This window comes from Agromyces sp. NSFZ (assembly GCF_056156205.1).
In genome coordinates, this window is record NZ_CM149585.1 from 1,268,007 (window position 1) to 1,290,378 (window position 22,372).

Here is a 22,372-nt window from a genome sequence, read left to right on the forward strand (position 1 = left end):
ATATACGATCCTGCCGCACGATGGAAGCCCGCGGTTCAGTAGCTGGCGCGCGGGGGCTGGAGGACCTCGTCCTGGCCGGTGCCGTCCCCGGCAGCCGACCCGATGAAGCGGTCGGCGAGCGCCTCCGAGGCGCGCGCGAGCATCGCGACATCCGCCCCGACGAGCACGAACGAGGCCCCGGCGGCGAAGTAGCGATCGGCCACCGCCGGGGCGAACGCGTTCACGCCCGCGGGCTTGCCGGCCGCGGCGGCCGCGCGGATGCAGTGCTCGGCCGCGGCGACCACATCGGGGTGCTCCTGTTGCCCGAGCAGCCCCATCGAGGCGGCGAGGTCGGACGGGCCGATGAAGATCGCGTCGACGCCGTCGACGGCCAGGATCTCCTCGACGTGCTCGACCGCGGCGACCGTCTCGATCTGCACCGTCAACGAGATCGTGCCCGCGGCATCCGCGAGGTAGTCGGGCACCCGGTTCCAGCGCGACGCGCGCGCCAGGGCACTGCCCACGCCGCGCACGCCGGCGGGCGGATACCGCACGGCGCGCACCATCTCGGCGGCGTGCTCGGCCGAGTCCACCATGGGCACGAGCAGGTTCTGCACGCCGAGGTCGAGGTACTGCTTGATCGTGACGACGTCGCCGTAGGGCGGCCGGACGAGCGGCGTCGCCGGGTACGCCGCGATGGCCTGCAGTTGGGCGAGGATCGACTCGAGCGAGTTGGGGGAATGCTCGCCGTCGATGAGCAGCCAGTCGAGGCCGCTGCCCGCCGCGATCTCGGCGATGAGCGGGCTCCCGGAGCACACCCACATGCCGGCCAGCGCGCGTTCGGAGGTCGCGAGCCGCTCGGCGAACGTCGGCGGAAGGGTCATTCGAACCGGCATGTGATGGCTCCCAGCTGTCCGTAGTCGGCGTGCACCGTGTCGCCGCGCTCCACCCACATCGGGCGGGTGAACGAGCCGGCGAGGATGATCTCTCCGGCGCCGAGCGACTGCCCGTGCTGCGAGAGCTTGTTCGCGAGCCAGGCGACCCCCATGGCCGGGTGGCCGAGGACGGCCGCGGCGACGCCCGACTCCTCGATCGTCTGGTTGCGGTAGAGCAGGGCGGAGATCCAGCGCAGGTCGACGGCGTCGCCCTTCACGGGGTTGCCGCCGACGACCATGGCGCCCATGGCCGCGTTGTCGGAGATGGTGTCCACGATCGTGCGACCGGCCATCTCGATGTGCGAGTTCAGGATCTCGAGGGCCGGCACGACGTAGGCCGTGGCATCCAGCACGTCGAAGATCGTCGTGTTCGGGCCCGTGAGCGGCTTCGCGAGCACGAACGCGAGTTCCACCTCGATGCGCACGTTCGAGAATCGGTCGAACTCGACGCTCGCACCGGACTCGAACACCATGTCGTCGAAGATCACGCCGTAGTCGGGCTCGGTGATGCCCGTGGCGACCTGCATGACCTTCGAGGTGAGGCCGATCTTGCGGCCGACGAGACGCGCGCCCTGCGCGGCGCGCCGGTCGGCCCAGAGCCGCTGCACGGCGTAGGCGTCCTCGACCGTCATGTCGGGGTTGCGCGCGGTGAGGAGGGGGACGGTGGATCGGTCGCGATCGGCGGCGACGAGTTCGTCGGCGATCTCCGCGATGCGTGCTGGATCGAGCAATCCGGGGCTCCACTTCGTTGTCGAGGAGGGACGTTCCTGATCGTATTCGATCCGGGTGTCAGACTTGGTATTTGAAATCATATATGATAGCTCGAAACCCCGCCCGGCTCCCGGACGGAACACCCACCCAGCGACACGACAGAGGAGTCGACGCGCCATGACGACGGCGTCCACCACCGCACCAACCAGCCAGGCCAGGCAACGCGAGCTCCGCCGCGTCGCCTTCGCCACCGTGATCGGCACCACCATCGAGTGGTACGACTTCTTCCTGTACGCGAGCGCCGCCGGCCTCGTCTTCGGGTCCCTGTTCTTCGCGCCCGCCGGCCCGCAGTTCGCCACGATCCTCTCGTTCGCCACGGTCGGGGTCAGCTTCCTGTTCCGCCCGCTCGGCGCGTTCCTCGCCGGTCACTTCGGCGACAAGATCGGCCGCAAGGCGATGCTCGTCGTCACGCTCATCCTCATGGGTGCCGCGACCACCCTCATCGGCGTCCTGCCGACCTACCAGCAGATCGGCGTCGCCGCGCCCGTGCTGCTCATCCTGCTCCGCATCCTGCAGGGTCTCTCGACCGGTGGCGAGTGGGGCGGCGCCGTGCTCATGGCCGTGGAGCACGCACCCGACGGCAAGCGCGGCCGCTACGGCGCGTTCCCCCAGATCGGCGTGCCGATCGGGCTCCTCCTCGCCTCGGGCGTCCTGGCGCTGATGACCGGCGTCATCTCACCCGGCGACGCGTTCCTCGAGTGGGGATGGCGCATTCCGTTCCTGCTGAGCTTCATCCTCATCATCGTGGGCATCATCGTGCGCCGCGCGGTCGACGAGAGCCCCGTCTTCCAGGAGATCGCCGCCAAGAAGGAGAAGGCGAAGACCCCGATCCTGACGCTGTTCCGCAAGCACTGGCTGCTCGTGCTGCTGGCCGCGCTCACCTTCGCGGGCAACAACGCCGCGGGCTACATGACCACGGGCGGCTACCTGCAGAACTACGCCACCATGCCCATCGCAGACGGCGGACACGTCGGCATGGAGCGCACGCCCGTGCTGCTCGCGGTGGCCGGCGCCTCGATCGTCTGGCTCATCGCGACCTTCGCCGCGGGCATCGTCTCCGACCGCATCGGACGCCGGAACACGTACATCATCGGCTGGATCGCGTTCCTCGCGACGGTGTTCCTGCTGTTCCCGCTCACCGACACGGGCAACCCGTGGCTGCTCTTCGCCGGCGTCTCGCTCTTCGCGATCGGCAACGGCTTCACCTACGGCCAGCAGGCGGCGTACTTCACGGAGCTGTTCCCCGCCTCCATCCGCTACTCGGGCGTGTCGATCACCTACGCGATCGGTGCGATCCTCGGCGGTGCCTTCGCGCCGACCATCGCCGCGTGGCTGGTGCAGTCGACCGGCACCGCGACCTCGGTGGCGTTCTACATCGCGGCCGTCATGGTGATCGCCTTCGCCGCGACCCTGATGCTCCGCGACCGCACGGGCATCCCGCTCGGTCCCGACGCCGAGGCCGAGCAGTCGCGACGCCACTTCGTCTGGGAGAAGTAGTCCGGTCCTGCCGAACCGAGTACGGGGGCGGATGTCGCGAGCACGCGGCATCCGCCCCCGTCGTCGTGCTCGGCCCGCATCGTGTTTCCGTTCCCGCACGGCGTGCCCGCCGGGGCGGCCGCGCGGCGCGGGAACGGAAACGTGCGACGCCGCGTCAGCGGCCGCGGTTGACCGCGATGACCTCGTGCTGGTACGGCGCGATCACGCGCCCCGAGATGCGGCAGTCGAGCAGCAGGAACCGCCGCTCGTCGACCGGCTCGGCCGACCAGGCGGCGAGCCGGTCGAGGTCGGCGAGCTCGCGCACCACGACCCCCTCGGCGCCGACGGCCGCCGCGAGGGCCGCGAAGTCGACCTCGGGAATGAGCATGGGCGCCTCGGCGTAGCCCTTCAGCCCGTAGAGGTTCACCTCCGCGCCGTAGGCGGCGTCGTTCCACACCACGGCGATGCCACGGCCGCCCGCGGTGCGCACGGCGCTCTCGAGGTCGGCGAGCGCCATCAGGCCGCCGCCGTCGCCCGTCGTCAGGACGATGGCCGCGTCGGGCTTCGCCATGGCCGCGCCCGGAACGCTCGGCAGCCCGAACCCGATCGACTGGAACGCGGTGCCGACCATGAGCATGCGGTCGGGCGACGCCACCGGCCAGTACATGTTCGCCCAGCCGATGAAGTGTCCGCCGTCGGAGACGACGACGCGGTCCTCGGGCAGCAGCTCGCCGAGGCGTGCCGCGACCCGGCGCGGGTCGAGCCGCCCGTCGGGGGCGACGTCGTCGCCGGGGTGGAGCTGCCGCAGCGGGCCGAAGTCGACGGACTCGCGCCATCCGCTCGGCGTCGTGCCCGAGCGCTCCAGGCGTTCCGCGATCCCGGATGCCGCGAGCCGCGCGTCGCCCGGCACGAAATCGGTGACGACCGGGTTCGTCGCCTCCGCCGCGAGGTCGACCTGCACGACCCGCGTGCCGGGCGCGAACAACTGCCCGAAGCGCATCGTGAATTGGTTGAGCCCTGCCCCGAAGACGACCGCGACGTCGGCCTCGTGCACGAGCGCCATCGCGTCCTCCTGGCCGAAGCCGCCGGTGACGCCGAGGTCGAACCGCGTGTCGGGGAAGATGCCGCGCGCGAGCGCGGTCGACGCGGTCACCGCGCCGGTCAGGTCGGCGAGCCGTCCGAGGGCTTCACCCGCCCCCGCGAGCCACGCACCGCGACCGGCGAGGAGGAACGGCCTGCGGGCGCCGCCGAGGAGGTCCGCCACCGCGTCCAGCCGTGCTGCGTCGGGCTCCAGCGGCGCCGGGAGTGCGGCGGCCGGAAGCTCGGCGGCGGGCGTGAGCTCCCCGGCGTCGGCCGTGGCGAGGTCGTACGGAATGGCGAGCACGACGGCGGTGCGATGCGCGAGTGCGTGCTCGATCGCCCGAATGGTCGTGGCTGCGGCATCCGCCCGGTCCACCGTGAACGTCGTGACACCCGCGGCGGCCGCCATCGCCGGCTGGTCGACGTCCCAGGCCCGAACACCCGTGGTCGGCGCGTCGCCGACGACGAGCACGACCGGGACCCTCGCCTGAGCCGACTCCGCGAGGGCGGTGAGCGCATTGGTGAAGCCGGCTCCGTACGTCGCCGTCGCCGCGGCGAGCCGGCCCGAGGCGCGGTGGTGCGCGTCGGCGGCCACGACCCCGCCCGCCTCGTGCCGCAGCGCGGTGTAGCGGGTCGAGGTGCGATCGAGGGCGTCGAGGAGGGCGGCGTTGCCGTTGCCCATGACGCCGAAGACGTGATCGATGCGGGTGGAGAGGGCGTGCGCGACGTGCGCGGAGACCGAGGCCATGCGAAGTCCTTCGAGACGGTGACGGAGTGGGAGTCCGTATGTGTCTCGCACGAGCCCGCTCGTGGCGGCTCGGCTTCGTGCCCATTTTTCGAGCACCGGCGCTCGCAGGCGCCTGGACGTCACGAGTCTACCGGCTCCGCAGGTATGCGAACGGCGGTCGGGCCGGGGCCTCCACCCCGTCCCGGCCGCCGTTCATGCACACTCGCTCAGCCGTTGACGACCTGCGGCACGCCGAGCGCCTTCAGCCCCTCGACGCCGAACTCCAAGCCGTAGCCCGACTGCTTCGCGCCGCCGAACGGCACCATCGGGTGCACCCCGCCGTGCGAGTTGATCCACACCGTGCCCGCCTCGATGCGCGCGGCGATCTCGCGCGCACGTTCGCGATCGCCCGACCACACCGAGGCGCCGAGGCCCACTTCGAGGCCGTTGGCCATCTCGATGGCCTCCTCGATGTCGCGGTAGCGGATGATCGGCAGCGCCGGGCCGAACTGCTCCTCGGCGACGAGCGGGTTGTCGTTCTCGATGTCGGCGACGAGCGTCGTCGGGTAGAAGTAGCCCGGCTGGTCGCGGTCGGGCTCGCCGCCGAGCAGCACGCGCGCCCCCGACGCCTTCGCCGACTCCACGAGGCGGTCGACGATGTCGAACTGCTGCCTGTTCTGCAGCGGTCCGAGCACGTTCTGCTCCTCGATGCCGACACCCATCGGCACGTTGCTCGCGACCTCGACGAGCGCCTCGCAGACCGCGTCGTAGACGTCGTCGTGCACGTAGAGGCGCTTGAGGGCGGCGCACGTCTGCCCCGTGTTGATGAACGCGCCCCAGAAGACGCCCTCGGCGATCGCCTTCGCGTCGACGTCGGGCAGCACGATGCCGGCGTCGTTGCCGCCGAGCTCGAGGGTGAGTCGCTTCACGGTGTCGGCGGAGCTGCGGATGATCGCCTTGCCCGTCGCCGTCGAACCGGTGAACATGACCTTGCCGACGTGGGGGTGGCTCGACAACGCGGCGCCGACCTCCCGGCCGCCCGAGACGAGGTTCACGACGCCCTCGGGAAGCACCTCGTTGATCACGGCGACGAGCGCGATCACGCTCAGGGGCGTGTACTCCGAGGGCTTGATCACCACGGTGTTGCCCATGCGGAGTGCGGGCGCGATCTGCCAGACGGTGATCATCTGCGGCCAGTTCCAAGGTCCGATCGCGCCCACCACGCCGATCGGGCGGTAGTGCAGCTCGGCGCGCGTCTGCCCGTCGTCGAAGACCACTTCGGAGTCCAGGGGCGTCGCCGCGGCGGCCCGCATCCAGCCCGACGCGCCGCCCACCTCGAAGCGCGCATTGAGGCCGTTGAGCGGCTTGCCCTGCTCGCGGGAGAGGATGCGCGCCAGGCTCTCGGCGTTGGCGTCGATGGCGTCCGCAGCCTGCATCATGAGCTCGCTGCGCCCCGCATGGCCCAGCGCGGCCCATGCGGGCTGCGCGGCCTTGGCCGCGGCGACCGCGTGCTCGAGGTCGTCCAAGGTGTGCACGGGCGCGTGCCCGACGACCTCGCCGGTCGCGGGGTCGAGGATCTCGCGGCGCTCGCCGCCGTCAGGCGTGATCTCGGCGAGGAGGCCGGCGTAGGCCTCCTCGAGGACTGGGGTTGGGCTGTCCATAGCTCCTCCACGTTGAGTCTGGGACTCCAACGCTAGGCAGCCGTGAGACAGCGGCCTTGCCCGTCGGCGCGGTGGGCTTGACCCACCGCGCACGAAGCGGCGCCCGTCGGGTCAGACTCGACGGCTTCCCGACATCATCCGGACCAGCCACACGATGACCGCGATGACGAGCAGGATGATGCCGACCCACAGCAGGAACTGGAGCGACTCGACGAACCCGCCCGTGAAGAGCAGGATGACGGCGATGATGGCGACGATGATCAGGAGGATGTTCACGGATCTTCCCTTCGACGGTTGATCCTTCGTTCCTGCGGGTTCGCAGGAGTGGATCATGTGGCCACTCGACCACGGAACCCCCCGGCTGTCCACCGCTTGCGTGGCGTGTCGATTCTCCGCTATGGCGCCGTGACCCGCGTCAGCTCAGCTCGGCGCGCACGGCGCGGGCGGCGCGATCGAGTCGCGCGCCGATCGCGTCGAGCTCGGCCGGCATGCCGATGTACACCACGGCCACGGCCGCGAGCGGCTGGCCGGGCACCGCGAGCGGCACCGCGACGGAGGCCATGCCGGGAATGACCTCGTCGCGACTCACGGCGTAGCCGCGCTCATGCGCTTCGGTGACGCGCTCGTCGGCGAGTTCGAGCTCGAACCCCGGGGGAAGCGCGCGACGGCGCTGGTCGCGGGTGAGGAGCGTCTGGATCGCGACGCCGGGTGCGCCGACGGCGAGCGAGTGGCGCGTCCCCGGCCGCTGTGCGACCGTCGCATGCGCGTGCCTGGGCTCGACGCTCACGAGCGTCACCACCTCGCCGTGGTCGAGGATGCCGACGAACGCCGTCATGCCCAGCTCGTTCGCGGCGGCCGTGAGCTCGGGGAGCGCGGCCGACTGGAGGTCGCGCGAGACGCTCCGAGCGAGCGCCGCGAGCCGTGCGCCGAGCTCGATGCTGCCCGCTGCGGTCCGCCCCACGAGCCCGTGGTCTTCGAGGGTGCGCAGCAGCCGGTAGACGATCGAACGGTGCACGCCCATGGCGGCGGCGAGTTCGGCGATGGTGAGCGGACCGTCGGCCTCGGCGAGCACCTCGAGGATCCGGATGCCCCGGGAGAGGGTCTGCGAGTACGGTCCCTTCTCCGCCGGCGTGGTCACCGCCACGGCTCGCTCCTCATCGACGGTCATGGGGTCCTTCCGGCGGACTGCAGAAGCAGGATCAATAATGGAACTGGATGTTCGATAATAGAATGACCGCTGGTCGCCTGCAACCGTGCATGGCCGGCGCGGCATCCGCCGTTCCGTACAATCGAAGCATCCCCCACAACCAGACGAGGCCGATGTCGCCAGGCGCGCTCGGTCGAGGAGGAACCACGTGACCCACGAGTTCGACGCCCGACGCGAGGAATGGATCGCCCGAGAGGAGCTGGCCGAGCGGATGATCCCGCTGATCGGCGGCCTCTACCGAGAGCACGGGGTGGTGACCTCGATCCACGGTCGGCGACTGATCAACCGTTCGGCGATCGAACTGCTGAAGGCGCATCGATTCGCGCGTCAGGCGGGCGACGAGGAGCTCCCCCTCGCCGATACGATGCGCGTGCTCGAGGCGCTGCGCGAACTCGCGCCGGGTCCGGCGTCGGTCGACGTGGCGCGCCTCGTCTCCCGGTACCGGGCGACGGGCGAGCAGGTGCCGCTCGTCGACTTCCTGCGCAGCGAGCTCGCGCCGGTGCTCGTCGACCCCGACGCGGAGCCCGGGAAGGGCACCGACGTCGTGCTCTACGGCTTCGGACGCATCGGGCGGCTCCTCGCCCGCATCCTCATCGCGCACGCCGGACACGGCGAGGGCCTGCGACTGCGCGCGATCGTAGTGCGCAAGGGCGCCGAGAACGACCTCGTGAAGCGGGCCAGCCTGCTGCGCCGCGACTCGGTGCACGGCCCGTTCCAGGGCACCATCGAGGTCGACGAGGAGGCGAACACCATCCTCGCCAACGGCACGCTCATCCAGGTCATCTACTCGAACGACCCGGCCACCGTCGACTACACGCAGTACGGCATCGAGGACGCGATCGTCGTCGACAACACCGGCCGCTGGCGCGACGAGGAGGGCCTCGGCCAGCACCTGCAGGCCAAGGGCGTGTCCCGCGTGCTGCTCACCGCACCCGGCAAGGGCGCGCTGAAGAACATCGTGCACGGCATCAACCACGGCGACATCACCGACGCCGACCCCATCCTCTCTGCGGCGTCCTGCACGACGAACGCGATCACCCCGGTGCTGAAGGCCGTCAACGACGCCTACGGCGTCGTGCGCGGCCACGTCGAGACCGTGCACTCGTACACCAACGACCAGAACCTGATCGACAACTTCCACAAGGGCGACCGCCGCGGCCGCTCCGCCGCGCTGAACATGGTCATCACCGAGACCGGCGCCGCGAAGGCCGTCGCCAAGGCGCTTCCCGAGCTCGCCGGCAGGCTCACCGGCTCGGCGATCCGGGTGCCCACCCCCGACGTGTCGCTCGCGATCCTGAACCTGCAGCTCGAGCGGCCCACCACGAAGACCGAGCTCAACCGGTACCTCCGCCAGGTCTCGCTCACGTCGCCGCTGCGCCAGCAGGTCGACTACATCGAGTCGCCCGAGGTGGTCTCCACCGACTTCGTCGGCTCCAACCGAGCCGGCATCGTCGACGGCCTCGCCACCATCGCCGACGGCACCGACGCCGTGCTCTACGTCTGGTACGACAACGAGTACGGCTACAGCTGCCAGGTCGTGCGCGTCATCGAGGCGATGGCCGGCACGCACCCGCTCGTGCTCCCCGAACGCGCGCCCGTGGTGCTGGAGCGCGAGGTGGAGCCCGTCTCCTCGCTGGTGGAGTAGCGGCGAAGACGGGTCTCGGTCGGCCGTAGGCTGGAACCCATGAGCACCGAAGCCGTCATCGTCGACGTCATCCGCACGCCCGTCGGGCGCGGCAAGCCCGGTGGGCTGCTGTCGGGCGTCCATCCGGTCGACCTCCTCGCGGGCGTCCTCGACGCCCTCGTCACGCGCAACGACCTGGATCCCGCGCTCGTCGACGACGTGATCGGCGGATGCGTCAGCCAGATCGGCGAGCAGAGCTACAACATCACCCGCAACGCGGTGCTGGCGGCGGGCTTCCCCGAGTCGGTGCCGGGCACGACGATCGACCGGCAGTGCGGATCGAGCCAGCAGGCGGCGACGTTCGCGGCCCAGGCGGTGCTCGCCGGGCACGCCGACATCGTGGTCGCGTGCGGGGTCGAGTCGATGAGCCGGGTGCCGCTCGGCTCGAGCGCGGCAGGCGCCGACCCGTACGGCTCGCGGCTGCGCACCCGCTATCCCGAGGGGCTCGTGAACCAGGGCGTCTCGGCCGAGCTCATCGCGGCGAAGTGGGGGTTCTCGCGCGAGGAGCTCGACGAGTTCTCGGCACGCTCGCACCGGCTCGCGGCAGCGGCGGGGGAGTCGGGTGCCTTCGCCACCGAGGTCGTGCCGGTGCCCGGCGTGGACTCGCTCGTCGACGAGACCGTGCGTCCGGCCACGACCGTCGAATCGCTGGCCGGACTGGGCCCGGCGTTCCGCAGCGACGCGCTCGCCGAGCGGTTCCCCGAGCTCGACTGGCGGGTCACGCCCGGCAATTCGTCACCGCTCACCGACGGGGCATCCGCGGCCCTCATCATGAGCGCCGACGCCGCCGAGAAGCTCGGCCTCGAGCCGCGTGCGCGGTTCCGTGCATTCTCGGTGGTCGGCAGCGACCCGCTGTACATGCTCACCGGCGTCATCCCGGCGACCGAGAAGGTGCTCGCGCGAGCCGGGCTCGTGCACGACGACATCGACGCCTACGAGGTCAACGAGGCGTTCGCGTCGGTGCCGCTCGCGTGGCTCCGCGAGACCGGGGCGGATGCCGCGAAGCTCAACCCGCGCGGCGGCGCCATCGCCCTCGGCCACGCGCTCGGCTCGAGTGGCACGCGCCTGCTCACGACACTGGTCAATCAGCTCGAGGCCACCGGAGGCCGGCTCGGCCTGCAGACGATGTGCGAGGGCGGCGGCATGGCCAACGCCACCGTCATCGAGCGCCTCTGAGCAACGGCTCGCCGAGCCGGTCGAAGCGGGCCGAACCGGAATGCCCGCTTCGACAGGCGCAGCGGGCGAGCAACGACGAAAGGACGCACATGGAACTCGACGGCACCTCCGCGATCGTCACGGGCGGGGCATCCGGCCTCGGCAGGGCGACCGCTCGCGCACTCCTCGAGGGCGGGGCATCCGTCGTCCTCGTCGACCTGCCCGGCCCTCGCGGCGAGGAGGCCGCGGCCGAGCTCGGCGACCGTGCGACCTTCGTCGGGGCGGATGTCGCCGACGCATCGCAGGTGCAGGCCGCCGTGGACGCGGCATCCGCGCTGGCACCGCTCCGCGTCGCCGTGAACTGCGCCGGCATCGTCACCGCGAACCGCACGGTCGGACGCGACGGGCCCGCGCCGCTCGATGCGTTCGAGCGCACCATCCGAGTGAATCTCATCGGCACGTTCAACGTGATCCGACTCGCGGCCACCGCGATGGCGGCGACGGAGCCCGTGCGCGGGCAGGTGCCGGGCGGGCCCGAGACCGCCGAGCGCGGCGTGATCATCAACACCGCCTCCGTCGCGGCGTTCGACGGGCAGATCGGGCAGGCCGCCTACTCGGCATCGAAGGGCGGCGTGGTCGGGATGACCCTGCCGATCGCGCGCGACCTGTCGAAGCTGCTCATTCGCGTCATGACGATCGCTCCCGGCATCTTCGAGACGCCCATGATGGCCGGCATGCCCGAGGACGTGCGCGCTTCGCTCGAGGCGCAGGTGCCGCATCCGTCGCGGCTCGGCCACCCCACGGAGTACGCGGCGCTCGTCCGCTCGATCATCGCGAATCCGATGCTGAACGGGGAGACCATCCGTCTCGACGGGGCGATCCGGATGCAGCCGAAGTAGGCGTCGGCCGCGGATCAGGCCGCGGTGATCGCAGGCGTCCCGCGGTTGGCCGCGGCCTTGCGGAATCCGTCGATGACGTCCCAGACGGAGACGCCGATGAACACGAACGCGAGGATGATGGCCACCGGCTCGCCGCTCGGCCACGGCCACGAGATCGCATCGAGGAACTCGGGTGCGAAGAGCTGCCCGCTGAGGAAGAGCCACATGGCCGGGACCATGAAGGCGACGTTCAACAGGACGTTGACCCCGGCCATCGTCCACGTCCAGCCGCGGAGGTAGATGAGTACCGCGAACACCACCTCGAGCGCGATCACGACGAGGAAGTAGGGAATCCAGAACGACCAGAGCGAGGGGTCGAGCACCGGGATCGGCAGGCGCTCGCCATCGCGGAAGATCGCGCCGGCCTGCTGCCAGACGATGGCACCGGCCAGGATCGCGAGGAACACCGTCGAGGCGATGAGGTCGCCGGTCCGGCCCGCCCGGGCGTCGTCGCGGATCTGGGGGAGCTGCTCGGGCGTCCACGTGGCGATCGGCACGCTCGACGGGGCGCGCTCGGCGATGGCGAAGACGAGGGTCGTCCAGAACGCGAGGTGCACCGCCACCGACAGCCCGACGGTGATCGGCTCGGCGATGATCTCGCCGATCGGGGCGTTCGAGAGCACCTGCCCGAGCAGGACGCCCACGACGGAGATGGGCACCACGATGACGAGCAGCGTCTTCAGCAGGCGCCACCAGGTGGGGAAGTAGCGCGGACCGATGAGCTGCATGGGGCGATCGACGTACCGAGCCGCGAGCTGCCACGGGTCGCCGAGCTCGACGAGGGCGGCGTGCTCCGCGTCGGCCGGCGCGGCGCCCCGCGCCACGTGGCCTTCGATCGCGTCGCCGATGCGCTCGCGGAGCTCGCGCTCGAACTCGGGGCGCTGCGCCTCGGGGACGCTGCGGGCGGCGGCCCAGACGTAGCGGTCGGCGAGGGTGGTCATCGTTCGTCTCCAGTCGTGAGTCGGGTGAGGGCGTCGTCGATGCGGCGCCAGTCGGCGGTGAGTTCGGCGGCGAGCTGCTCGCCGGCCGGACTCGCGCGGTAGAACTTGCGCGGGCGTGCCTCGTCGGTGTTCCATTCGCTCGTGAGCAGGCCCTGCTTCTCGAGTCGCCGGAGCAGGGGATAGAGCGTGTTCGCGTCGACGGTGATGCCGATCGCGTTGAGCGCCTCGAGGAGTGCATACCCGTAGTCGGGCGTGCGCAGCCGCACGAGGCATGCGAGCACCACGGTGCCGCGTCGCAGCTCCTGGACGTGCCCCGCAGTGAGGTCGACGTCATTCATGTGTCCCACGATACTGTGTGACACACACTAATGCAAGCGTCACTTCATCGCACGACGCACTGCCCGGGGTCGGCGGCCCGGCGGCCGGCGCGCGCCGAATTGAGGTGCGCGCTCGTCAGAATTCAGGAGCTCGCTCGTCAGAATTCAGGAGACGAGGGATGAATGGGTCGGTCGTGCGCGCGGATTCGGGCTCTGACGTCGTGAGCGTGGAGCGCTGGTCCTGAATTCTGACCGTCGTGCTCCGAATTCGGCAGGACGCGTTCCTGAGTTCTGAACGCAGTGCTCCGGAATTCCGGGCGGGGGTCAGTGGTCGGCGTGCGCCTCGAGGAACTGGTACACCTCGGCGTCGTCGACACCCGGGAACGTGCCCGACGGCAGCGGAGACAGCACGTGGGCGTGCAGCCGAGCGCTCGGCCACGCCTGTCCGGCCCAGCGCTCGGCGAGCCCGTCGGGGGCGCGACGGCAGCAGGCCTCGTCGGGACACGTCGACACGGCCCGCACCGTCGTCTCGCGCCCGCGGAACCACTTCGCCTGGTTGAACGGCACGCCGACCGTGATCGAGAACTGCGCGGCATCCGTCGACCCCGTCTGCGTCGCATCCCAGAACGTGCCCGCCGGGGTGTCGGTGTACTGGTAGTTCTCGGTGGTGCGGTTGGTGTGCTCGAACGCGCGCCGCGCGCTCCACTTCTTGCACACCCACTGGCCCTCGATCGACCCGGTGACGTCGGTGGGCAGCGGCAGCCCGTCGTTCTCGTAGCCCTTCTGCAGCGCGCCGTCGCCCGCGACCCGGAGGAAGTGCACGGTCATGTCGAGCTGGCTCGTCGCCAGGTTGGTGAACCGCAGCGCCGCGGCCTCGTGCGTCACGCCGAACGCGTCGCGGAAGTCCTCGATCGCGAGCCGGCGCTCCTTCTTCGCGGCCTGCAGGAAGGTGACGGATGCCTCCTGCGGCATCAGGCAGGCGGCGGCGAAGTAGTTGATCTCGAGCCGCTGCCACAGGAACTGGTCGTAACTGGCGGGCGGCGTGTGCCCGAGCAGACGGTGCGCCATGGCCTGCAGCGCCATGGAGCGCAGTCCGTGGCCGCCCGGGATCGACGCAGGCGGCAGGTAGATGCGGCCGTTCGCGAGATCGGTGATGGAGCGCGTCGAATCGGGCAGGTCGTTCACGTAGATGAGCTGGAACCCGAGCCGCTCGGCCATCACGCTCACCTCGCGGTGGGTGAGGGCGCCCGTGCGGTGGCCGGACGCGCGCACCTGCTCCTCGGCGAGCTCCTCGATGTCGGGCAGGTAGTTCGCCTGCTCGCGCATGCGCTCCCGGAGGTCGGTGTTCGCCCGCCGCGCCTCCTCGGGTGTGGCGATGGCCTCGCTCGCTCGTCGCTGCAGCTCCCGGTGGAGCCCCACGATGGCCTCGAGTGACTCGTCGCTGATGCCGCGGCCGGGCCGGATGGGCGGAAGTCCCAGGCTCGCGTACAGCGGGCTCGCCTGGGCGCGTCCGAGCTCGAGCTCGAGCGCCGCCCGGTGGCTCGGCGCCTCGCGGGCGAGGAGTTCGGGCAGGCCCACGTCGAGCGCGAGGGCGAGGGCATCGAGGGTCGACAGCTTGGGCTCCCGCTTGCCGTTCTCGATGAGCGAGAGCTGGCTGCCCGCGAGGCCCACCGCCTCGCCGAGCTGGTCGAGCGTGAGTCCGCGCTCGCCGCGGAAATGCCGGATGCGTTGGCCGAGGATCGCCAGGTCGGGGGTGCCTGCCTTCATGCCTTAAGAATACCGAAAGTTTCCGAGTTCTTAACACGCCCGCGTGCGCATCAAGTCGGCGAAAGAGGCGCATCCTTGAAGTACCGACCACTCCGACCGCGGTCGAGCACGTTTCCGACCGATGGTCGAGCACTCTGGAAAGGGACGAAGATGACGATCTCCGACTTCTCGATCGGCACCGACGCCTCCGCTGCTGCGGGTGGTACCCGGCGCGGCACCACCGACCCCGACCTCATCGCCTGGGTCAACGAGATCGCCGCGCTGACCAAGCCCGACGAGATCGTCTGGTGCGACGGTTCGAAGCAGGAGGCGGACCTCCTCACCAAGCAGATGCTCGCGGAGGGCAAGCTCATCAAGCTGAACCCGGAGTGGCGGCCCAACAGCTTCCTCGCCCGGACCGACCCCGGCGATGTCGCCCGCGTCGAGGACCGTACCTTCATCTGCTCGACGTACGAGGAGGACGCCGGCCCAACGAACAACTGGCGCGACCCCCACGCGATGCGCGAGGAGCTCACGCACGTCTTCGACGGCTCGATGAAGGGCCGCACGATGTACGTCGTGCCGTTCTCGATGGGCCCGCTCGGCGGCCACATCTCGCAGCTCGGCGTCGAGATCACCGACTCGCCGTACGTCGTGCTCTCGATGGGCATCATGACCCGCATGGGCGACGCCGTGTACCGCCTCATCGAGGCCGGCGAGCCGTGGGTGCACACCGTCCACTCGGTCGGCTACCCGCTCGTCGACGGCGTCGGCCACCGGCGCGCCGACGTGGCGTGGCCCTGCAACGAGACGAAGTACATCGTGCAGTTCCCCGACTCCCGCGAGATCTGGTCGTACGGCTCGGGCTACGGCGGCAACGCGCTGCTCGCCAAGAAGTCGTTCGCGCTGCGCATCGCCTCGGTCATGGCCCGCGACGAGGGATGGCTGGCCGAGCACATGCTGCTCATCAAGATCACCTCGCCCGAGGGCAGGGCCTACCACGTGGCCGCCGCGTTCCCGTCGGCCTGCGGCAAGACGAACCTCGCGATGCTGCGTCCGACCATCCCGGGCTGGAAGGTCGAGACCATCGGCGACGACATCGCGTGGATGCGCCCAGGCGACGACGGCCGCCTGTACGCGATCAACCCCGAGGCGGGCTTCTTCGGCGTCGCGCCCGGCACCGGCGAGTCGACCAACCCGACCGCCGTGCAGACGCTGTGGGGCAACACGATCTTCACGAACGTCGGCCTCCGCGACGACGGCGACGTGTGGTGGGAGGGACTCACCGACGAGGTGCCCGATCACCTCATCGACTGGCAGGGCAACGACTGGACGCCCGCATCCGGTCGCCCGGCCGCGCACCCCAACTCGCGCTTCACGGTCGCGGCCGCCCAGTGCCCGCAGATCGCCGACGACTGGGAGGCGCACGACGGCGTGCCCATCGACGCGATCCTCTTCGGCGGCCGCCGCGCCACGAACGTCCCGCTCGTGGCCGAGGCACGCAGCTGGAAGCACGGCGTGTTCATGGGTGCGACGATCTCGTCGGAGCAGACCGCCGCGGCCGAGGGCACCGTCGGCGAACTGCGTCGCGATCCGTTCGCCATGCTCCCGTTCTGCGGCTACAACATGGCCGACTACTGGGGCCACTGGGTCAAGATGGGCCGGATCCTCGGCGAGAACGCGCCGAAGATCTTCCAGGTGAACTGGTTCCGCAAGGGGCACGACGGCTCGTTCCTCTGGCCAGGGTTCGGCGAGAACTCGCGTGTGCTCGAGTGGGTCGTGCGCCGCGTCGAGGACGAGGCCGACGCGGTCGAGACGCCCATCGGCCTGCTTCCCGCGCCCGGCTCGCTCGACGTCGACGGCCTCGACATCTCGGACGATGCGCTCGAGCACCTCTTCGAGGTGGACCGCGACACGTGGCTGGCCGAGTGCGAGCTCACCGAGGAGTACTTCGCGCAGTTCGGCGACCGCGTTCCCGCGGCGCTCAACGCCGAGCTGGCGAGCCTGCGGTACCACCTGCAGCACCAGGACGACTAGCGTCATCAGGGGTCGCTGAGCCGGTCGAAGCGGCCCTTCGACAGGCTCAGGGACCGCGGTCGACGACGGATGCCGCGAGCCGGCGCGCACGGGAAGGTGCGCCGGCTCGCGGCATCCGTCGTCTCGTCTGCGGCAGGTCGCGCCGCGTCGGACGCTTCACGGCGCTAGCCTGTGCCGCGAGGGGGCGGCATGGAGTACGGCACCATCATCGAGCGGGTCGGCGAGATCGTCGACGTCGTCGGCGTCGTGGCGATCGTGGTCGGAGTCCTGTACGCCATCGCGGACGCCGCGCTTCGGGGCCTCCGCCGGAGGAGCCCGGTGTACACGCGGTTCCGGCGCGTGCTCGGGCGGGCGATCCTCCTCGGGCTCGAACTCCTCGTCGCCGCCGACATCATCAAGACCGTCGCGGTCACGCCGACCCTGGAGTCCGTGGTGGTGCTCGGCATCATCGTGCTCATCCGCACGTTCCTGAGCTTCTCGCTCGAGCTCGAGATCACGGGCCGCTGGCCGTGGCAGCAGCGCGTCGTGGGCGACGACGCGACGCGCGAGGCAGCGCGGACCGACGCCGTCTGAGTCGCGCTCCGCACCGGCGAGTCACGCGTCCCGACGCTGCCCCGCATCCAGCGGCCACGAGCCGACGATGCGGCCGTGGTGCGACGTCTCGGGCGGACGCAGCCGCACGAGCGCGAGCGAGTCGAGGACGAGCCCGGCGCCGCTGCGCACGCGCCCGTGCTGCTTGGCCGTGACATGCGGGCGGTAGTCCGTGCGCGTGTGGCCGAGGTCAACGGCGCGTTCGCGCAGTGCGGCCATCGCGGCGAGGCGGAGCGCGAGGAGCGCACCGTCATCGTCATCGACGAGTGAGACGAGGATGTTGCGGCGCGGGCCGAACATCGCGTCATCGCCCACGCTCGTGACCACCGGACCCGCGGCAGCGGCGACCGGCGCGAGCGCGGCGTTCAGCGCCTCGACCTCGACGTCGGTCTCGAACGGCTCCACGAGCGTGAGGTGCAGCGGCCACTGGGCCACCGTGAACGTGTCGCCGACTGTAAGCGGTTCGAGGGGCAGCACGACCACGAAACGCGCCATCCGGCGAGTCTAATCCCGTCGCCTCAGGCGGCGCGGTGCGCCCGCCGCCGGAGTCCGTGAGGTCCGTATCCCCCCGATCAGATGGTGTACGCCGGGCTCGCAGGTGGGTATACCCCGGCGCGTCCGCCGTAGCCAGGCTCGGAGAGCGGGCCTGACGGGGCGAGTGTCCGGCGGCGTGCCTCGAGGGGGAAGCACCATGCGACGATCCAGCACGACGGGGACGGAACGGTCACGTCGATCGACGTGCTCGCCTGGGAACGGACGAACAACCCCGACGCCGACGCCGAATACGGCTTCCGAGACCTCTCGCCGGACTGCCTGGCGCAGATCCCGCCATTCCTGCTGCCGTTCGTCGGACCGCATGGCGGCGGCATCGACACCCACGTCTACGGCTCGTTCATGTCGAACGACACGAGCAGCTGGTGCGCCGCGAGGTCGCGGTAGAGCGGCACGGATGCCACGAGCTCGCCGTGCGTGCCGTCGCCGATGACCCGGCCGCCGTCGATGACGAAGATCCGGTCGGAGTCGACGACGGTCGAGAGGCGGTGCGCGATGACGATGAGGGTGCGACCCTCGGAGACCGCGTCGATGGCCTCGCGCATCATCCGCTCGTTCACGCCGTCGAGTGACGAGGTCGACTCGTCGAGGAGGAGGATCGGGGGAGCGGCGAGGAGGGCGCGGGCGATCGCGAGGCGCTGTCGCTCGCCGCCCGAGAGCATGATGCCGTCTTCGCCGACCGCGGCGTCGAGTCCTGCCGGGTCGCGGTCGAGCACGCCGCCGAGGTTCACGGCGCGGAGCACCTGCTCGCACTGCGCGTCGGTCGCGTCGGGACTGCCGAGCTTCAGGTTGTCGCGCAGCGATCCGGCGAGCACGGGCGCGTCCTGCTCGACGTACCCGATCCGGGCGCGCAAACGGGCGCGGTCGAGCGACCGGAGGTCGAGCCCGCCCATGCGCACGGCGCCGACGCTCGGGTCGTAGAACCGCTCGATGAGCGCGAGGATCGTGGACTTGCCGGCGCCCGACGGGCCCACCAGTGCGACGCGCTGCCCGCGCGGCACCTGGAACGACACCCCGCGCAGCACGGGCTGGCGCTCGGTGACGTCGGGCTCGGGCCGGTGCTCGTCGGGGGAGTCGTTCGCCGGATCGGCCGGGTCCTGGCGCGTGGTCGCATAGGCGAAGTGCACGTCGTCGAACTCGATGGCCGGGGCATCCGGATGCACGCCCGCGTCGGCCTCGTCGACGGCGAGCGCGAGGGGGGCGAGCTCGCGGTCGTGCGCGTCCTCGTCGGGCAGGTCGAGGATCTCCTGGATGCGGCCGAGCGCGCCGAGCGCCTGGTTGACCGAGGTGATCGCGCCGAACGCCTGACCGAGCGGCAGGATCATCATGAACAGGAACAGGATGAACGCCACGAGGTTCGCCACGGTGATGGCCCCGCTCGCGACCCGGAAGCCGCCGACGCCGAGCACCACGAGGAACGACACCTGCATGGCGATGCCCGCGATGGGCACGATGAGGGCCGAGATCTTCGCGACCCGGACACCCATCTCCCAGGCGCCCTCGGCCTCGCCCTCGACCGCGCGGATCTCGCGTTCGGTGGCGCCGGCGGCCCGGATGGTGCGCACCGAGCTGATCGCGCGCTCGACGGCCGCCGCGACGTCGCCGATCTTCTCCTGCGCCCGGTGCGAGGCCTCGCGCACCCGCCGCGAGAGGAGCGTCACGGTCGTGATCGCGATGGCGACCACGAGTACGGTGAGGCCGAGCAGCACGGGATCGATGATGAGCATGGCGATGAGCGCGCCGATGAACGTGACGGTGCCGCCGATGGCCTCGACCAGGCCTTGGGTGAGCACGGCGCGCAGCATCGTGGTGTCGCTGCCGACACGCGAGACGAGGTCGCCCGTTCGGCGCGTGTCGAACTCGGCGATCGGCAGGCGGAGGAGCTTCGCCACGAGCCGCTTGCGGCTCGAGAGCACGACGCCCTCGCCGGTGCGCTGCAGCAGGTAGTGCTGGTAGCCCGAGATGACGCCGCTCACCACGACCAGGGCGATGAGCCCCCAGACGATCCAGCCGAGCGGTTCGCCGGCCTCGACGATCGAGATGACCTGGCTCACGAGCAGCGGCTGGGCGAGGCTCGCGAGCGCGCCGACCACCGAGAGCACCGCGACCCAGACGAGTACCGGCCGGTGCTCGAAGATGAAGGGCAGCAGCTGCGAGAAGGTGGCGCGCGGGCCTGTGGTCGTCTCGGGCCGCGCGAAGGGGCTGCGTCGCCTGCGGGTGGTGCTCTCGCTCATGTCCTCTTCCTGTCACGGGTGCGCCTTGCAGCATACGTGCCCGGCCTGCGCGGGCGGTGTGCCCGCCTACCCGCGCCCGTACTTCTTGTGCACGGCCTGCTTCGAGACCTCGAGCGCGAGGGCGATGAGCTGCCAGCTGGCGCCGGCGGCGCGTGCCCGCCGCACGGCGACCGCCTCGGCTCGATCGAGCTCGCGGGTGAGTTCGACGCGTGCGCGATGCAATTCGCGCAGGGCACGGTAGGGATCGTCGCCGTCGGCCGCCGCGATGGCGGTGCGAAGGGTGCGGTCGTCCATGGCGTCAACCGTAGTTGACGATGCACGCCGGTGTCAACTCTAGTTGACGACGATTCGCCTACCTCGGTCTCGACGAGCGCGCGAATGCCGCGAGGCATGCCGTACGCGGCATCCTTTCACTTGCCATTCCGGATTGCAGAGCGGCCGATGGTACGGAAGGACCGTTCGTCACCGGGTGTGGGCGCCCGGACTCGTGAGCACGGATGCCGCACTCGCATGACCCGCTCGGCACGCCGCCGCGGCATCCGCCCCCTGCAGCGTGGCCGCGAGGTAGCCCGCGGCGAATGCGTCGCCGGCACCCGTGAGGTCGCGGATGCCCGAGACGGGTGGCACATCCACGCGCGCGGCGAGCGCTCCGCCTTCGATCACGTCGGTCGGCAGCGGCCCGTGCTTCACTACGACGACGGGAGCGAGGGATGCCGCTAGCGCGCCGCCGCCCGCGAGGCCGAGCAGTGCCGCCTCGTCATCGTTCGCGAAGAGCACGTCGGGAGCGAACGCGCGGATGAGCTCGAGCATCACGTCGACCCCGAGGCCGGCAATCAGACCCGTCGAGGACGCATCGAGCGAGGTCCTCGCCCCCGCCCGGCGAGCGAGCCCCGCGAGCCGCAGGAGCTCACCGCGCATCGGCTCCCGCTCGAACCCGTAGGCCGGCGCATGCAGCCAGCCGACGCCCTCGAGCCACGCGGCGTCGACCCCGCTGAGCTCGGCGGAGGCGCCGCGATCGGGGAACATCGTGCGCTCGCCGTCGGCGTCGACGAGCAGCACCACCGTGCCCGTGCGGCCCTCGCGCTGCACGCGCACGTCGACCCCGTGCGACGCGAGCTCGGCCGCGAGCGCGGCGCCCGCGGCATCCGGCCCCACGCGCCCGACGAACCGGGTCGGCACGAGCTCGGCAGCGAGCGCCGCGACGTTCGCCGCGCTGCCGCCGCGCGACCGGAACACCTGCGCGGCGGTGTCGGCCGCCGCGCGCACCGGCTCGCCGACCCAGACGACGATGTCCTCGACGAGGTCGCCGACGACCGCGAGCATCCCGGAGGAGTCGCGGGAGACCGTCGAAGCGAGTCGTGCGCTCGCTTGGACGGGCTCAGCGGCCGGCGACGGCACGCGCGATCTCCGCGCCGAGCGCCACGTTGCCGCGGTACACCTCGAGGTTCACCTCGAGGCTGCGGCCCGCGGTCGCGCGCTGCACGTAGTCGAGCAGGAACGGCGTCGTGTCGTGTCCCGAGATGCCGGCCTCGGACGCCGCGGCCAGCGCCTCGTCGAGCACGCGGTCGTGGAAGTCGGGGTCGAGCTGCAGCGCCTCGTCGACCGGGTTGGCGACGAGCACGGCGGCCGAGAGGCCGAGTTCGTCGCGGGCGTGCGCGAGGGACGCGGCATCCGCCGGGCTCTCGATGCGGTAGTCGAGGCCGAACCCCGAGTCGGCGACGTAGAACCCGGGGTACCGGTTCGTGCGGTAGCCCACGACCGGGATGTTGAGCGTCTCGAGGCGTTCGAGCGTGGCGCCGATGTCGAGGATCGACTTCACACCGGCGCTCACGAGGGTGATGGGCGTCGTCGCGAGCGTGGTGAGGTCGGCCGACTCGTCGAACGTCTCGCTCGCCCCGCGATGCACGCCGCCGAGGCCGCCGGTGGACATCACGCGAATGCCCGCGCGATGCGCGAGCCATGCGGTCGCCGCGACCGTCGTGCCGCCGTCGAGCCCCTTGGCCCTGGCGACGGGCAGGTCGCGGACGCTCACCTTGACGACGCCATCGGTCGTGCAGAGCCGCTCGATCTCGGCGGGGCTGAGGCCGACCGTCGCGACGCCGTCGATGACGCCGATGGTGGCCGGCACGGCGCCCGCAGCACGCACCTGCTCCTCGGTCTCGAGGCCGACCTCGAGGTTGCGCGGGCTCGGGAGGCCGTGGCTCAGGATGGTGGACTCGAGGGCGAGCACGGGGGCGCCGGCATCGAGCGCCTCGCGCACGTCGTCGGCGACGCGGATGCCGGATGGAGGAGTCTGCATGGCGTCATCGTACGAGACGCCGCCGATCGCCGCCGGGGCTGG

The 22,372-nt window shown here is 71.1% G+C and carries 20 protein-coding genes; 6 read left to right on the top strand and 14 right to left on the bottom strand.

Translation table 11 applies throughout. The features are described from left to right. Positions 1-35: 35 nt before the first annotated feature. Positions 36-875: an HpcH/HpaI aldolase family protein gene (locus ACVFI9_RS05985; protein WP_474765134.1), complete on the bottom strand. Its 840-nt coding sequence runs from the start codon at positions 873-875 to the stop codon at positions 36-38. Next, the gene (gene hpaH, locus ACVFI9_RS05990; protein WP_474765135.1) at positions 860-1,645 is read right to left on the bottom strand and encodes a 2-oxo-hept-4-ene-1,7-dioate hydratase; all 786 of its coding nucleotides are present in this window, start codon (positions 1,643-1,645) and stop codon (positions 860-862) included. The genes ACVFI9_RS05985 and hpaH overlap by 16 nt, the downstream gene beginning before the upstream one ends. A gap of 157 nt (positions 1,646-1,802) precedes the next feature. On the opposite strand from hpaH, the gene ACVFI9_RS05995 reads away from it, so the two are divergent. Further along, positions 1,803-3,182, top strand: a complete 1,380-nt coding sequence (locus ACVFI9_RS05995) for an MFS transporter (RefSeq protein ID WP_474765136.1) — start codon at positions 1,803-1,805, stop codon at positions 3,180-3,182. Positions 3,183-3,336: 154 nt separating this feature from the next. On the opposite strand, the gene ACVFI9_RS06000 is transcribed toward ACVFI9_RS05995, so the two are convergent. The 4 genes from ACVFI9_RS06000 to ACVFI9_RS06015 form a co-directional block, all read right to left on the bottom strand. Further along, positions 3,337-4,989: a thiamine pyrophosphate-binding protein gene (locus ACVFI9_RS06000; RefSeq protein ID WP_474765137.1), complete on the bottom strand. Its 1,653-nt coding sequence runs from the start codon at positions 4,987-4,989 to the stop codon at positions 3,337-3,339. A gap of 206 nt (positions 4,990-5,195) precedes the next feature. Then, the gene (locus ACVFI9_RS06005) at positions 5,196-6,629 is read right to left on the bottom strand and encodes an aldehyde dehydrogenase family protein (RefSeq protein ID WP_474765138.1); all 1,434 of its coding nucleotides are present in this window, start codon (positions 6,627-6,629) and stop codon (positions 5,196-5,198) included. A gap of 111 nt (positions 6,630-6,740) precedes the next feature. Next, positions 6,741-6,905 (bottom strand): hypothetical protein, encoded by a 165-nt coding sequence (locus ACVFI9_RS06010; RefSeq protein WP_474765139.1) that lies wholly within the window; start codon positions 6,903-6,905, stop codon positions 6,741-6,743. A 139-nt stretch (positions 6,906-7,044) separates the two neighbouring features. After that, the gene (locus tag ACVFI9_RS06015) at positions 7,045-7,797 is read right to left on the bottom strand and encodes an IclR family transcriptional regulator (RefSeq protein WP_474765140.1); all 753 of its coding nucleotides are present in this window, start codon (positions 7,795-7,797) and stop codon (positions 7,045-7,047) included. 223 nt (positions 7,798-8,020) lie between these two features. Here ACVFI9_RS06015 and ACVFI9_RS06020 point away from each other — a divergent pair, with 223 nt between their 5' ends. The 3 genes from ACVFI9_RS06020 to ACVFI9_RS06030 all read left to right on the top strand — a co-directional run bounded on the left by ACVFI9_RS06020 (position 8,021) and on the right by ACVFI9_RS06030 (position 11,574). Continuing rightward, entirely contained in the window at positions 8,021-9,481 is a 1,461-nt protein-coding gene (locus ACVFI9_RS06020; RefSeq protein ID WP_474766187.1) for a glyceraldehyde-3-phosphate dehydrogenase, read from the top strand. Between the two features lie 39 nt (positions 9,482-9,520). Then, a complete protein-coding gene (locus ACVFI9_RS06025) occupies positions 9,521-10,696 on the top strand; it encodes a thiolase family protein (RefSeq protein WP_474765141.1) in 1,176 nt (391 codons plus the stop codon). A gap of 89 nt (positions 10,697-10,785) precedes the next feature. After that, a complete protein-coding gene (locus ACVFI9_RS06030; RefSeq protein WP_474765142.1) occupies positions 10,786-11,574 on the top strand; it encodes a 3-hydroxyacyl-CoA dehydrogenase in 789 nt (262 codons plus the stop codon). A 14-nt stretch (positions 11,575-11,588) separates the two neighbouring features. Here the strand turns inward: ACVFI9_RS06030 and ACVFI9_RS06035 are convergent, their stop codons facing one another. The 3 genes from ACVFI9_RS06035 to ACVFI9_RS06045 form a co-directional block, all read right to left on the bottom strand. Then, positions 11,589-12,554: a permease prefix domain 1-containing protein gene (locus ACVFI9_RS06035; protein ID WP_474765143.1), complete on the bottom strand. Its 966-nt coding sequence runs from the start codon at positions 12,552-12,554 to the stop codon at positions 11,589-11,591. Beyond that, positions 12,551-12,892 carry a PadR family transcriptional regulator gene (locus tag ACVFI9_RS06040; RefSeq protein WP_474765144.1) on the bottom strand — a complete coding sequence of 114 codons (342 nt, stop codon included), beginning with the start codon at positions 12,890-12,892 and terminating at the stop codon, positions 12,551-12,553. The genes ACVFI9_RS06035 and ACVFI9_RS06040 overlap by 4 nt, the downstream gene beginning before the upstream one ends. Positions 12,893-13,195: 303 nt before the next feature. Continuing rightward, positions 13,196-14,638 (bottom strand): helix-turn-helix domain-containing protein, encoded by a 1,443-nt coding sequence (locus ACVFI9_RS06045; protein ID WP_474765145.1) that lies wholly within the window; start codon positions 14,636-14,638, stop codon positions 13,196-13,198. A gap of 150 nt (positions 14,639-14,788) precedes the next feature. Here ACVFI9_RS06045 and ACVFI9_RS06050 point away from each other — a divergent pair, with 150 nt between their 5' ends. Continuing rightward, on the top strand, positions 14,789-16,654 hold the full coding sequence (locus ACVFI9_RS06050) for a phosphoenolpyruvate carboxykinase (GTP) (protein ID WP_474765146.1): 1,866 nt from the start codon (positions 14,789-14,791) through the stop codon (positions 16,652-16,654). A gap of 189 nt (positions 16,655-16,843) precedes the next feature. Then, the gene (locus ACVFI9_RS06055) at positions 16,844-17,227 is read left to right on the top strand and encodes a DUF1622 domain-containing protein (RefSeq protein WP_474765147.1); all 384 of its coding nucleotides are present in this window, start codon (positions 16,844-16,846) and stop codon (positions 17,225-17,227) included. A 21-nt stretch (positions 17,228-17,248) separates the two neighbouring features. On the opposite strand, the gene ACVFI9_RS06060 is transcribed toward ACVFI9_RS06055, so the two are convergent. The 5 genes from ACVFI9_RS06060 to ACVFI9_RS06080 all read right to left on the bottom strand — a co-directional run bounded on the left by ACVFI9_RS06060 (position 17,249) and on the right by ACVFI9_RS06080 (position 22,330). Then, positions 17,249-17,740 carry a 2'-5' RNA ligase family protein gene (locus tag ACVFI9_RS06060; protein WP_474765148.1) on the bottom strand — a complete coding sequence of 164 codons (492 nt, stop codon included), beginning with the start codon at positions 17,738-17,740 and terminating at the stop codon, positions 17,249-17,251. Between the two features lie 386 nt (positions 17,741-18,126). Further along, positions 18,127-20,031: an ABC transporter ATP-binding protein gene (locus ACVFI9_RS06065; RefSeq protein ID WP_474765149.1), complete on the bottom strand. Its 1,905-nt coding sequence runs from the start codon at positions 20,029-20,031 to the stop codon at positions 18,127-18,129. Positions 20,032-20,097: 66 nt separating this feature from the next. Next, complete coding sequence (locus ACVFI9_RS06070; RefSeq protein ID WP_474765150.1) at positions 20,098-20,325, bottom strand: hypothetical protein; 228 nt, start codon at positions 20,323-20,325, stop codon at positions 20,098-20,100. A gap of 168 nt (positions 20,326-20,493) precedes the next feature. Next, positions 20,494-21,429 carry a carbohydrate kinase family protein gene (locus ACVFI9_RS06075; RefSeq protein ID WP_474765151.1) on the bottom strand — a complete coding sequence of 312 codons (936 nt, stop codon included), beginning with the start codon at positions 21,427-21,429 and terminating at the stop codon, positions 20,494-20,496. Beyond that, positions 21,410-22,330 (bottom strand): pseudouridine-5'-phosphate glycosidase, encoded by a 921-nt coding sequence (locus tag ACVFI9_RS06080; RefSeq protein ID WP_474765152.1) that lies wholly within the window; start codon positions 22,328-22,330, stop codon positions 21,410-21,412. Before ACVFI9_RS06080 ends, ACVFI9_RS06075 begins: the two co-directional genes overlap by 20 nt. Between the last annotated feature and the right edge of the window lie 42 nt (positions 22,331-22,372).

Coding starts and splice junctions, on each gene's coding strand:
- ACVFI9_RS05985 (WP_474765134.1), bottom strand. CDS start 875: ATGCCGGTTCGAATGACCCTTCCGCCGACGTTCGCCGAGCGGCTCGCG.
- ACVFI9_RS05995 (WP_474765136.1), top strand. CDS start 1,803: ATGACGACGGCGTCCACCACCGCACCAACCAGCCAGGCCAGGCAACGC.
- ACVFI9_RS06000 (WP_474765137.1), bottom strand. CDS start 4,989: ATGGCCTCGGTCTCCGCGCACGTCGCGCACGCCCTCTCCACCCGCATC.
- ACVFI9_RS06005 (WP_474765138.1), bottom strand. CDS start 6,629: ATGGACAGCCCAACCCCAGTCCTCGAGGAGGCCTACGCCGGCCTCCTC.
- ACVFI9_RS06015 (WP_474765140.1), bottom strand. CDS start 7,797: ATGACCGTCGATGAGGAGCGAGCCGTGGCGGTGACCACGCCGGCGGAG.
- ACVFI9_RS06025 (WP_474765141.1), top strand. CDS start 9,521: ATGAGCACCGAAGCCGTCATCGTCGACGTCATCCGCACGCCCGTCGGG.
- ACVFI9_RS06030 (WP_474765142.1), top strand. CDS start 10,786: ATGGAACTCGACGGCACCTCCGCGATCGTCACGGGCGGGGCATCCGGC.
- ACVFI9_RS06035 (WP_474765143.1), bottom strand. CDS start 12,554: ATGACCACCCTCGCCGACCGCTACGTCTGGGCCGCCGCCCGCAGCGTC.
- ACVFI9_RS06040 (WP_474765144.1), bottom strand. CDS start 12,892: ATGAATGACGTCGACCTCACTGCGGGGCACGTCCAGGAGCTGCGACGC.
- ACVFI9_RS06045 (WP_474765145.1), bottom strand. CDS start 14,638: ATGAAGGCAGGCACCCCCGACCTGGCGATCCTCGGCCAACGCATCCGG.
- ACVFI9_RS06050 (WP_474765146.1), top strand. CDS start 14,789: ATGACGATCTCCGACTTCTCGATCGGCACCGACGCCTCCGCTGCTGCG.
- ACVFI9_RS06055 (WP_474765147.1), top strand. CDS start 16,844: ATGGAGTACGGCACCATCATCGAGCGGGTCGGCGAGATCGTCGACGTC.
- ACVFI9_RS06060 (WP_474765148.1), bottom strand. CDS start 17,740: ATGGCGCGTTTCGTGGTCGTGCTGCCCCTCGAACCGCTTACAGTCGGC.
- ACVFI9_RS06065 (WP_474765149.1), bottom strand. CDS start 20,031: ATGAGCGAGAGCACCACCCGCAGGCGACGCAGCCCCTTCGCGCGGCCC.
- ACVFI9_RS06070 (WP_474765150.1), bottom strand. CDS start 20,325: ATGGACGACCGCACCCTTCGCACCGCCATCGCGGCGGCCGACGGCGAC.
- ACVFI9_RS06080 (WP_474765152.1), bottom strand. CDS start 22,330: ATGCAGACTCCTCCATCCGGCATCCGCGTCGCCGACGACGTGCGCGAG.